8 protein-coding genes are annotated in these 12826 nt (G+C 34.6%); 7 read left to right on the top strand and 1 reads right to left on the bottom strand.

Annotation, left to right across the window (positions count from 1 at the left end; all coding sequences use genetic code 11):
* The 7 genes from WC644_00680 to WC644_00650 all read left to right on the top strand — a co-directional run bounded on the left by WC644_00680 (position 1) and on the right by WC644_00650 (position 11397).
* Positions 1 to 918 (top strand): ABC transporter ATP-binding protein, encoded by a 918-nt coding sequence (locus WC644_00680; GenBank protein ID MFA5010443.1) that lies wholly within the window; start codon positions 1 to 3, stop codon positions 916 to 918.
* Complete coding sequence (locus WC644_00675) at positions 915 to 2222, top strand: ABC transporter permease (protein MFA5010442.1); 1308 nt, start codon at positions 915 to 917, stop codon at positions 2220 to 2222. The genes WC644_00680 and WC644_00675 overlap by 4 nt, the downstream gene beginning before the upstream one ends.
* 479 nt (positions 2223 to 2701) lie before the next feature.
* On the top strand, positions 2702 to 3532 hold the full coding sequence (locus WC644_00670) for a helix-turn-helix domain-containing protein (GenBank protein MFA5010441.1): 831 nt from the start codon (positions 2702 to 2704) through the stop codon (positions 3530 to 3532).
* Between the two features lie 484 nt (positions 3533 to 4016).
* The gene (locus tag WC644_00665) at positions 4017 to 6476 is read left to right on the top strand and encodes a T9SS type A sorting domain-containing protein (GenBank protein MFA5010440.1); all 2460 of its coding nucleotides are present in this window, start codon (positions 4017 to 4019) and stop codon (positions 6474 to 6476) included.
* A gap of 64 nt (positions 6477 to 6540) precedes the next feature.
* Positions 6541 to 7434, top strand: coding sequence for a T9SS type A sorting domain-containing protein (locus WC644_00660; protein MFA5010439.1), 894 nt, complete (start codon positions 6541 to 6543; stop codon positions 7432 to 7434).
* A 74-nt stretch (positions 7435 to 7508) separates the two neighbouring features.
* Positions 7509 to 10562, top strand: a complete 3054-nt coding sequence (locus WC644_00655; GenBank protein ID MFA5010438.1) for a T9SS type A sorting domain-containing protein — start codon at positions 7509 to 7511, stop codon at positions 10560 to 10562.
* Between the two features lie 205 nt (positions 10563 to 10767).
* Complete coding sequence (locus WC644_00650; protein ID MFA5010437.1) at positions 10768 to 11397, top strand: hypothetical protein; 630 nt, start codon at positions 10768 to 10770, stop codon at positions 11395 to 11397.
* A 169-nt stretch (positions 11398 to 11566) separates the two neighbouring features.
* On the opposite strand, the gene WC644_00645 is transcribed toward WC644_00650, so the two are convergent.
* Positions 11567 to 12769, bottom strand: coding sequence for a hypothetical protein (locus tag WC644_00645; GenBank protein MFA5010436.1), 1203 nt, complete (start codon positions 12767 to 12769; stop codon positions 11567 to 11569).
* Positions 12770 to 12826 lie beyond the last annotated feature (57 nt).

Here is a 12826-nt window from a genome sequence, read left to right as displayed (position 1 = left end):
ATGATTAAACTGAATAATATATCGAAATCATTCAAAACAATAAAAGCATTGAATGATGTGAGTCTGGAAATCAACAAAGGAGAATTCTTTGGATTGCTCGGACCTAACGGTGCGGGCAAGACGACTCTAATGAACATTCTAATTGGTTACCTTTCTGCTGATTCCGGTTCTGTTAATATTAACGGGGAGGAAGTAAATGGCAAAGAGTTAAAATTCCGAAGCGAACTTGGTTTTGTGCCTCAGTCTGTTGCATTATACGGTGACCTATCCGCAGATGAGAATCTGAAATTTTTCGGTTCACTTTATAATATAGATTCATCCAAACTCAAGAATAATATAAACGAATATCTGAATGCAGTCGGGTTGTATGAAAGACGCAAGGATACAGTTAAGAATTTTTCCGGGGGAATGAAACGCAGGCTTAACCTTATTACAGCATTACTTCATCAGCCCAAAGTACTATTGTGCGACGAGCCAACTGTTGGAGTTGACCCGCAATCGAGGAATGCAATTTTTGATTTCCTCGAGAAACTAAATAATGAAGGACTTACAATAGTTTACACAACACATTATATGGAGGAAGCAGAGCGACTTTGCAATAGGGTAGCGATAATTGATAACGGAAAAATTATTGCATTAGGTACCACAGATGAACTGCTGAGACTTCTTCCAATAAAAGGACATATTTATATATCAAAGAATCGAACACCCGAATCTTTTCCGTTTGATTTTAAGAAGTTTGGAAGCATTTACACAAATTCAGATAAGTATGAAATCAAATTAAATGAAGGAACGAATCTTTCTGCATTTATAAAAACTCTCGAAGAAAATAAAATAGGAACAGAAAACTTAATTCTTCAAAAGCCAACACTTGAAGAATTGTTTCTTCATCTGACAGGACGGAGGCTGCGCGATTGAGAATTATTTTACAGTTAATAAGGAAAGATTTTATACAATTCTTTAAGGACAAGGTTGCTCTCAGCCTTACATTTATAGTACCGATGGTCTTGATTGCATTATTCGGTTCGGTGTTCAGCGGTGCAGGAGATTTTGAGAAACTTGCACTTGGGTTTGTTAATCAGAGTAATAGTTCTGTTGCAAAAAGAATCGAAAGTACACTTGATACAACCAAGACATTTAAACTGATAAAAACTTTCAAAAATGAAAAGGACGAAATTGTAAATTATGATTCCATTACGATTAAGAATGCTGTAATAGCGGGAAAATTTTCTACAGCTATAGTTTTACCTGAGGATGCTTTCACTGATACATCGGGCAGTCTTAAAATAAAATATTATTATGACCCTAAGAACGATATGGAAAGCAACATAATTGAAGGTGTATTACAGCAGACAATAATGCAGAGCATTCCAGAAGTATTTACACAAAGTTTGAACAAGAAATCCGAAAATGTACTCGGGAAAGACAGCAGTAAAAAATTTAATTCGGAAATTAACAAAGTTGTGAGCAAATACTTTAATGTTGATACAGCGGATATATTTGGAAATATTAATAACACGAAATCTAAGTCCGACACTGTTAAAGAAGGGTTTAATATCTTTGACAACATGCTGAACATGGAAAAGTATCAGCTTGTGGGTAAGAATGTAGCGAACTCAATGGCAACGAGGAACGTGGGTGGATGGGCGATGATGTTTCTGCTTTTTTCACTGTCGGCAGCTGCTCGTTCACTTTTTGAAGAAAAGCAGACGGGGGTTATGATAAGACTACTTTCATCACCTGTTACGAGGACACAGATTCTCTGGAGCAAATATCTTTATAACATGGCAATTGGTATTTTACAGCTTACAGTTCTCTTCCTTTGCGGCGCTCTTTTATTCAAGATAGATATATTCTCAAACTTTCATAACCTAATACTTTTAATCATAGCTTCATCTATAGCTTGTACGGCATTTGGTATGTTTTTAGCCTCGTTCACAAAAACCTCAGCACAAGCAAATGGACTTGGAACGCTACTGATACTGACGATGAGCGCAGTGGGCGGTTCATGGTTTCCAGTTTCGATGATGCCTGAGATAATTCAATTCTTCAGCAGGTTTACGATAACATACTGGTCGATTGAAGGATTTATTGCAGTGCTATGGCGAGGTTCGGGTTTTATAGAAATTCTGCCTTATGTCGGGATGTTACTCGGAATTGGTGTGTTAGTGAATATTATCAGCTATTTCAATTTCAAAAGGGGAAATATATTCAACGATTAAAGCTTTAATCATAATTCAGCATCTCTTTTATTTTTCTTATATAATCAAATTTTTTACGAGGTTAGATCACTATAATGTGGAAGAATCACTATATTATGATGTTGCAAATAGCTCAAATTGAGAAATCAGAAACAGAACAAAAACCACTTCAAAGTTTAAAAACAGGAAATACATAAACCCTTATTAATCATTGAGCAGCAAATCATCGTGCAGCGAATTTTAAAAAATATTTACAAATATACTATCCTGTATATTAAATATGAGCGACGGTTCAATCAATAAATTTTTTTGTACCGCTAATAATTATATGATTGCTTTTATCCTAACTTTTTAATAAGTTTGAAAAATGAAAAAATAACTAAATATATTCCCCAAAAAAATATAATGTTTATGACAGGGTCTTGAATTTAAAATAATATTTATTGGTTAAGTTATTTTTTAAACTCATAACTTATTTTAAATAAATTAAGAATTAGAATATGGTACGCGACAACAGAAAGCAGATACAAATGTTTATTAATCTAGGGCTCACCGAAAGAGAAGCAAAGGTTTATATAAGACTTCTTACCAGGAAAGGATTTACAACATTAGAACTTCAGGATTCAGTAGATATACCCCGAACAAAAATGTATGAAGTATTACAAAAAATGGTTGCCAGAGGAATTGTTACACAGTGGGGCTCGGGGAGAGAAAAGTATTACGGAGCAGTAGAGCCTAAGACAGCATTCAGAACGGTACTCAATGAATTTAAAAATGAGTATCAAACAGAGATAGAGAAAAAAATTGATGCGTTAGAAAATCTTATCAGCACATATACACCAATTTATGAGCAGAATAAAGATATTGTTGGTCCTCTGGATTTTGTTGAAGTGTTTCGAGACAAAGTTCAAATACAAAATAAGTATGTTCAGGCAATTAAAAAGACCAAGTATGATTTTTTGACATTTAACAAAGGTCCATATGTTTGTGATACTTCTAAACGATTATCCGAGCAAGAAAAAGAAGAAGCAAAATTGATTAAAAGGGGAGTAATTTGCAGGAATATTTATGAAGAGAAAGAGCTAATGGAGATAGTATGGCTTCAGAAATATTTACGGCACCAGATAAAACTTGGGCAACAAGCAAGACTAATCGCATCCCTCCCGATAAAAATGGTCGTGTGTGACGAAAGAACTGTTATCTTCCCGCTACTTCAAAAATTCGGTGAATCGAATAATATTACAATGATTTTTGTGGAACATCATGAGCTTGCATTAACATGCAAAATGTTATTTAACTGGTTATGGGAAAAATCACTTCCATTTAAATAATATTTATGCTTGAGAATACTAGTACAATTCTATAAAGCGTAATAAATAAATACTCTAATTAATATTATTAACAAAAGAGCATTTTAGCTGCTTATGAATCCCTCGAAACTAAACCGAGAATTTATTTAGAATTAATTTCCAACATGTTGATTCCGGATAAACTAATATATCATTAACTCCCAAATACCGTTACAAACGAAATATTTCTGTTATTATAAAAATGTAAGCGAATTACTGTTACCCACAGATAGAGTAATAAATTTTATTACCCCCCCCCATAAGTAATAATGTTCCATTTACATTGACAATAAGATATATTCATAATATATTATTACCCATAAGAGGGGTAATAATATATGTTATCAAAAAAAATACTCGTTATTAATTGTCTCTATAAAGATTTAAGGTTTGAAAGGTTCTATTATTATTAAATATAAATGCGTTATAAAAATATACGCCTCATTTATTAAACAAAAATACTGAAATGAAAAATTTTATAATTACATCTATTTCACTTCTCATTTTTATTTGCGCACAAAATGTAAAATCGCAACCAATATCCGGAGCAAAAACCATCCCCGGTGATTATGCTTCAATATCATCCGCTATAAACGCCCTTAATACAAACGGTGTGGGAAGTGGTGGAGTTACATTTAATGTAACAGCAGGATATACTGAAAGTACAAGCGCTCAGTTAACTATCACTGCGACAGGAACAACAACTTCCCCTATAATATTTCAAAAAAGCGGTTCCGGTACAAATCCTAAAATAACCAGAACAGATGCAGGAACTAAAACAACCACATCGGTTGGGGGTGACGGAGACGGTATTATTCAATTTTATGGAACTGATTATATTGTATTTGACGGTATAGATGTGCAAGCAATTCAATCAACGATTGAATACGGATTCTATACTTATAAACCCAGTGGAACTGATGGATGTCAAAACGACACCATTCGAAACTGTTCTGTTACCTTAATTAAAAGTACTGTTAGTAATATAAACGTTGGAATATATATCTCAAACGGACCTACTTCCTTAGGTTCGAATACAGGTGTTACTGTATCGAATTACACAGGGAGAAATGAAAATATTGTTGTATGTGGCGATTCGATAATTAATGTCAATCATGGAGTTTATGTATCAGGATATAAACACACTACTGCTCCTTACGATTATTACGATCAAAATATAAAAATCGGAATATCGGGATCAGGAAACACAATACAGAATTTTTCGTGGTCGGGTACGGGAGGATCAACTTTTGGTATATATTCAGCGTACTGTAATAATTTTAATGCCTCATATAATAGTTTATTTAATACAGCAGGAGGCGGGGAGCCGAGTTTGTGCTGGTTCTATGGAATATTTTCAAGTTATACAAAAGCAGCGAATACAACATACAGTTATAATACACTGAGTTTAACAACTTCGGGGACGAGGTTAGTTTACGCAATAGGAAATAATGCCGGCGATAGTAATAGTACATTTAATATACATAACAATATAATTGAGAATTGTGTCATAGGTAATTCGGGAGGTTTTAGTGCAATAAATAACGGAGTTAGCTCTGTTACACTTAATATTTACTCTAACTTAATCAACAACAACACAATTAATAATGGTGCTTCTACATTGATTGCTCCCGGCTCTGTAGATAGTGCAAATGTGTACAATAATACAATTTCAAACAATATTGTTAATTCAAGCAGCGGAACCTGTTATGGATTTCTATTTAATTCCGGTGTAGTAAACGCTTATAACAACAACATCTCAAATTATAGTACCACCACAGGTACTGCAAAAATTGAGGGAATTAGTATTAGTAATGGTACAGTAAATTTATATAATAATATAATTACCGGTATAAATTGTAATTCGCTCGGTGAAAGTTTAATTGGAATTAAAGTAAGTGGTGGTGTATTATGCAATATTCACAGAAATAAGATTCATGATTTATCCGGGACTGTACAATCTATATACGGCATATCTATTCAGGGAGGTGCGACAGATTACGTATACAATAATTTAATAAGTGATTTAAGATTATCAGGAGTAAGTAATGTTGACGCTATAAGAGGAATTAGTATAACATCGAGCACTGTGAATTCTGCCATAGGGATTTATTATAATACAATTTATTTGAAAGACACAATATCCGTTGGTGAAAATTACGGAACTTCATGTATTTATCACGCTTACTCTTCAACAGGAACCACAGCGTCTCTAGATATGAGAAATAATATATTTGTGAATCATTCCAAACCAAATGGTACAGGTAAAACAGTAGTATTCAGAAGAAGCGGAGCGGGTATATTTAATAATATTAATATTTCAAATAACAACTGTTTTTACGCCGGGACTCCCGGAATAAACAGGTTAATTTACACCGACAGCACCAACAATTTGCAGACATTAACGGAATATAAAGCTTTAATAACTCCGAAAGACAGTCTTTCTATAAGCACAAATCCTCCGTTCATAAATGTAATAACTCCACCGTATAATTTACACTTAAATAGTCCATCGCAGTGTGATGATGCGGGTTTGCCTATTACAACACCAATTAGTATTTTATTTGATTACGATAGTATTCCGAGACATCTTGTCACACCCGATTTAGGAGCGTATGAAAGAATCGCAACCGGAATAAATGAAAGTATAAATCTTCCACAAAATTACATTCTTGAACAGAACTATCCAAACCCATTTAATCCTGTTACAAATATTCAATTCAGTATTCCCCAAACTGACAATGTTACATTAAAGATATATAATATGCAGGGAAAAGAAGTCGAATCATATTACGACAATTCCAGATTAAATGCGGGGACATATATAGTATCCTTCAACGGGGCAAAATTATCAAGCGGAGTATATTTCTGCAAACTTGAATCAGCCAGATTTTTAATGGTTAAAAAAATGGTGTTAATTAAATAGTAAAAACATAATTTTAAAAACATATTTTTTGTTCAATAAACTTATTAATTAAAAAAGGAATAAAATGAAAAAAGGAAGTTATCTATTTGTTTTGCTGTTTGTTATAACAGCTTGTGTTTCTGCCCAATACCCGAGCTTTTACAATTACAATGATACTAACCCCGGTAGTAACACATTCCCTCTCGGTACTGGAGCAGGCAGGATGGTACAATGGCTTTCAAGATCCGGAGATTTAAATCATCCGACACCCGCACCGAGCGGAAGTATCTTAAAAGTATACATCCTTACAGCTAAAAATTTTGGTCCGTTCACTTATAATCAAGTAAATCTTATGCTTGGTCAGGCTACGATTAACGATTTACCAACAAGTGCTTTTTATACAGGACCAATGGATACTGTTTATCATAGAGCAACTGTATCTCTTTCCGGGACACCGTTGACCTGGCTTGTATTCACATTAGATCATCCGTTTGTATACGACAATACGAAAAGTTTAATAATTCAGCTTGAACATCGCGGTGCTTCAGGTTCGGCATCATACATCCATGGCCACACATATCTTACGGGGAAGAAGAGAACATACAGTACTACGGCAAATCCGTTTGGTGTTCAGGGACAGGATGCTTATATTGTTAATTATGGAGTAGATATAGGACCTAACGCAATTGATCCGAACGTGAATTTACAAACGCCCAAAGAATATAAACTTGAACAGAACTTTCCAAATCCTTTCAACCCGACAACAAGTATTAATTATTCAATTCCGAAATCAGGATTGGTGACATTGAAAATTTATAACATTTTCGGTAAAGAGATTTCAACACTTGTAAATGAAGTGAAGAATAGCGGAAACTATTCAGTTGATTTCAATGCCTCGAATATTTCGAGCGGGTTATATTTCTACGAACTAACAAGTGGAAGTTTTGTTCAGACAAGAAAAATGATGTTAATTAAGTGACGTTATATGTAAGTAATTATAAAATACAAAGATATAAAATAATATTTTTAAAACTATTAAAACTTGAATAACAAATGAAAACATTTTATTTATTCATAGTGGCTATAATGCTCTCCGCAGTTTTATTCTTACAAAGTGCTGAAGCGCAGCTGACGGGCGTGAAAACAATAAAAGCTGCGGGAGGGGATTACTCAACTATAACAGCGGCAATTACCGACCTCAACTCGAGTGGTGTTGGAGCCGGCGGTGTTACTTTCAATATTGAAGCTGGATTTACTGAAAGTATAACTGCGCCTCTGATAATAACCGCAACAGGAACGTCTTCAAATATGATTATTTTCCAAAGGGATAAATCTACTTCAGGTGATAATCCTAAGATTACAAGAACAGATGAAGGAACTAAAGCAACTACAGGGCTTGGAGGTGATGGAGATGCAATAATACAAATTAACGGTACGGATTATATAACATTCAACGGTGTAGATGTTCAATCGGGTGATTCCAAGATAGAATACGGTTATTACACGTATAAACCAAGCGGAACCGATGGATGTCAAAACGTCATAATTAAGAACTGTACTATAACAATGTTAAAAAGTACTACATACAACGTGGTAGCCGGTATACACATATCAAATGGACCTACAGCATTGACCGCCAGTACTAATGGTGGAGTAACAGTGACGGATTTCAGCGGCAGAAATGAAAATATTGAGGTAAGTAATAACATAATACAGAATGTAAATCAGGGGATTTATATCCAGGGATATAACCATGCGTCACCGTACGATTTTTACGATCAGAACATAACTATTGGGAAGGAAGGAGCGGGTAACACAATACAAGATTTTCAGTGGAGTGGTACTTCGGGTTCTTGCTATGCAATATATTCTTCTTTTTGTAACAATTTTATTGCGTCTTATAATAACATAAACAACACAGCGGGCGGCGGTGCAGCGAGTACTTGCTTCTTTTATGCAATTTATTCAAGTTACACAAAAGCAGCTACGATAACCTATAGTTATAATACACTTACATTTACAACAGCAGGATCAAGAGCAGGATATGCGTTTGGAAATAATGCCGGTGATGCAACCAGTACTTTGAACATACATCACAATACAATAGAGAATTGTGTTCACGGCAGTTCTGGAGTGTTTAGTGCGTTAACTAACGGCGTTTCTAATTTAACATTGAATGTGTACTCAAATACGGTAAGAAATAATACTATCAATTTGGGTTCCGTTTCTTTGTTTTCTTTAGGTTCGGTTGACACTGCAAATGTTTATGAAAATAACATTTCAGATATTACTGTGAATTACGGTACAGGTACCGCTACTGCGTTTACTATCAGTGGAAGCGGCGTTATAAATATGTATCGTAACTCAATATCCAACTTTAATGCTACAGTCGCAGCCAGGGTTTATCCAATAAATATAACCGGCGGAGTTGATGTGAAAGTATATAATAACTTGATTTATGGTATAAATTCTAATTACACAAGTCCAAAGATTGATGCGATTCGTGGAATCAGTATATCATCAAAAACTGCATCTTCAAATATAGGTATCTATTATAACACAATATATTTGAATGCATTGACAGGAGGTGCTGATTTCTGGACGACTTGTGTTTATGATTCAGCGTTTACAACGTCAACAATGGCTACACTCGATATGCGGAACAATATTTTAGTAAATGCCTCCGTGCCATCGGGAACAGGTATAGCCAGTGCATTTAGAAGGGGCGGAACAACTTTGAATAATTATTCTGATTTATCAAATAACAATTTGTTTTATGCTGGTACACCGGGTGAGAGCAATATAATATTTTACGACGGAACAACCTCATATCAAACATTTGCAGATTTCAAAGCAGCAGTAGGACCGACAAGAGAATCTTATTCAGTAAGCGGATATCCCGGATTCACATCATCAACAAATTTAATTCCGGATGGTACGAATGCTAACAGTTGGACAGTTTACAATAACGGGACCCATATTGCAGAAATTACAAACGATTATGCAGGTAATCCAAGACCTTTAACGGTTGCTTTAGGTACACCGGATATCGGAGCGTATGAATTTGGGCAACCGAGTGTATCTCCGACACCTGTTTCGATAACACCACCAGTAACCGGTTCAAATATTGTTACAGTTAATGGATTAAGCATACTTGATTTAAACTTCAGTAATTTAGGCGGGATAGCAAACCTGGATGTAATTAATTATCCGGGTGTTCCGCCTCCCGGAACGAGTGGAAAAGCAGGTGAAAAATTCATGAATGGATATTTTACTGTCACTCAAACAGGTGGAGCCGGTTATACATACGATATAACTTATACATATTCTGAGTCACAACTTGGTACAGTGAGTGCTGAGGATAAAGTTAGACTTGCAAAATCAGACGACAATGGCGTTACATGGGTGCCTTACCTTACAGAAGGAACAGGACCCGGACAATATGAATTGAATACGGCAAATAATACGATTAAAGTGTATGGTTTAACTACATTCTCCGCGTTCACAGTTACGGATAGTGACAATCCGCTTCCGGTTAAGCTTACTTCATTCACATCATCACTCAAGGGTAGAGATGTAATACTCACATGGGAGACAGTAAGTGAAAATAACAATTCTGGTTTTGAAGTTGAAAGAAGCCTATCAGGAGATAAACAATGGATTAAAGCAGGTTATGTCGCAGGAAAAGGAAATTCAACTTTAAATATAACTTATACTTTTGAAGACAAGAAGCTCAACAGCGGAAAGTACAACTACCGTCTGAAGCAGATTGATAACAACGGAAACTTCGAGTATCATACACTATCAAATACAGTAGAGGTAGGTTTACCTACTAAGTTCGATTTGAGTCAGAACTATCCGAATCCTTTCAACCCTGTAACAAAGGTTGACTTCTCACTTCCATTTGACAGTAAAGTGAATATCAAACTTTATGATATAACAGGCAGGGAAGTTATAACGCTTGTAAATGACGTAAGAACAGCGGGTTTTTACACCGAACAATTTAATGTATCGAATTTATCGAGCGGAACATACTTCTACAGGATAACGGCAAAGTCATCGGGTGGTGATTATAGTATGACGAAGAAGATGATGCTTATCAGGTAAACGGTAAGTAGAAAAAAGTGAAAAGCAAAGAGAGAGCGATATAGACAGGGGGGCGGACGAAAGTCCGCCTTTTTGTTAAATTTAACTATGATTTAACTTCATTTAATCAGATGGTATTCCTACTTGTTTTTTATTATGCGGTTATTCTTTTTTTAAGCATTATTCTTGTTGAGTTCGGTTTCTTACACTTATTAAAACAAAAATATTGAACAATATTTATAAAGCCACTCCTATTGGTGTTGTAGTAATAATTACTGTATATTTGTTATTACACATTATGAACGAAAGTCACTGTAGTCCTTCTAAATCAACATTATCTTTCAAGTCAATTTACTCAAGCAGTATCTTTGAAACTCTAATTATAATACCAGATATTGACGAGCAGGAAAGAATTGAATCAATCACCGGACTGAATTTTATTATGTATATATTTTATTTTTTAATGATTGCTATTAACATATCATTTATCTGGATTGTAAAACAAGATGAGAGTGTGTCTAAAATAATAATATACGGACTTTATACAAGTATTCCTCTTATTATATTTATAAATTTAATACTTCTGGTAAATCACAATACATGGAGCATGAATCATGCTTTCGGGCTTTCATTAAATGGTGTTGGTGCAGGATTAATGGCTTCGCTTTTTGCGATATGTATATACTCGGTGAAAAATGTGTTTAGAATTCTTAAAGAAGAAAGCATACCAGTTTTAACCCTAATTAGAAATAAAATACTTTCGCCTAATATAAGTTTATCAATTTTTGTATCGAGAGTATGGATATTAATAACGCTTTTAATATCTGCGTTTTTTATAGGATTGTTTTGGATTTAGATTTTTGATTTACGTCTAAATAAGTTCACTGCCAATTGCACGCAAAATGATTATACACACTGATGAAATTAAAAAGATGAAGTTGTTTATCAATGGGAAAATCATTTTAAAAGTATAAAGCCTTAATCGAGAGTTTTCAAATCATTTTCTCTTAAGAATAACATTCTCACTAATTCACAAAAAACACGTTTTCGAGTTTTTCTATCTTAAGGAGTGTTGACATCATGAAATCCATAGACGAATCGGGTTTTAACAAATCACTTAGAATAATATACTGTGCCGATTCGAGTGTATCCTGTACAATCTCTTGAATATGATCATTGAAAGGTTTCCATGTCGATTGCATAGCGTAACCTTTTATTCCCCACATCAGATTTTTCTTTATGTTCCTAATTCTTGCGTCAACAGAGAGAGAGCCTTTACCGTGAGAATTATCCGACAGGTCAACACCTTTTATTTCGTATATTCTGTGGTCGTCATTTAGCAAAGTTGTATGAGCAATCCCCTCGAGATAAAGGTTTCTGTAGCATTCCCATTTAATACCCTCAAAGTCGTGTTCTTCTACATCAGCTTCAGCAAGAAGTTCTATCATCTTTTGCACATAGACTATAAGTTCAGCAGGCTTATGTATTTCTATTGATTCAAGTTCAGCAAGTATATTCTTTCTTGTAAGTGCCTTATCTTCATCAAGCAGTTTTTCTCTTATATATGATATTAAAAGGTCATAATGGTTTGTCAGAATCTTTACAGCCTGCTGAAGGTCTGCGGGTATATACTCTTCAATAAACTTATTGTAAACGTCCGCATCAATTCCTTCTCCTGATTTCAAGTTAGTTAATGTAAGCAGGTCCTCTATTGAATCGTGCAAGACTGCTGTGGAGCTGTAGTCGTATTTACCTGTATCATTCATCTTCAGCTGGAAAACGCATGCTCCAACACGGTTCAGGTGAGAAGCAGCGCTTATCTCACATTTTCTTCTGAGGTTTTTTTGGGCATACAGGGTTATTATATTTTTAACGTATGTTGAATATTCACCGTAAAACGTTTCAAGTAGTTTCAAGTCGGGTAGTTTGTTAAGCAGTATTGCTGAGTGTATCTTCTGATAGTTATGGTCGTTTTCAATTTCTCTTCTTGCGAGTGTGATTTCCGCAGGAGCGTTTATGTCGGTTCTTCTTTTGATTCTGTTGAAAAAATTACCCGACACAAGAAATTCTTTTATTAGTGAATGAATCGCCCTCGATTTCTTTACTCCGTAAAGAGAATCGAGAAGATTCATGCTTGGACATTTACCGTCGAGAATATCATCAAGAACGGAGTTTGCTTTATCGAAATTTCTGTTCAGTTTTATAAGCTCAAAATCGGAATTAATCATAACTTTATTTATTCGTGTATGTTATATATTTTATAGACAAATATCAATTTTAAAATT

The sequence above is a fragment of the Ignavibacteria bacterium genome, assembly GCA_041649015.1.
Classification (GTDB): Bacteria; Bacteroidota; Ignavibacteria; order Tepidaquicellales; family Tepidaquicellaceae; genus CAIKZJ01.
The sequence above is the reverse complement of the archived record's forward strand: the minus strand, read 5'-3'. Positions and strand labels throughout refer to the sequence as shown.

Excerpts from the sequence above, each read along its gene's own strand:
- WC644_00670 (MFA5010441.1), top strand. The coding sequence starts at position 2,702 with ATGGTACGCGACAACAGAAAGCAGATACAAATGTTTATTAATCTAGGG.
- WC644_00655 (MFA5010438.1), top strand. The coding sequence starts at position 7,509 with ATGAAAACATTTTATTTATTCATAGTGGCTATAATGCTCTCCGCAGTT.
- WC644_00665 (MFA5010440.1), top strand. The coding sequence starts at position 4,017 with ATGAAAAATTTTATAATTACATCTATTTCACTTCTCATTTTTATTTGC.
- WC644_00680 (MFA5010443.1), top strand. The coding sequence starts at position 1 with ATGATTAAACTGAATAATATATCGAAATCATTCAAAACAATAAAAGCA.
- WC644_00645 (MFA5010436.1), bottom strand. The coding sequence starts at position 12,769 with ATGATTAATTCCGATTTTGAGCTTATAAAACTGAACAGAAATTTCGAT.
- WC644_00660 (MFA5010439.1), top strand. The coding sequence starts at position 6,541 with ATGAAAAAAGGAAGTTATCTATTTGTTTTGCTGTTTGTTATAACAGCT.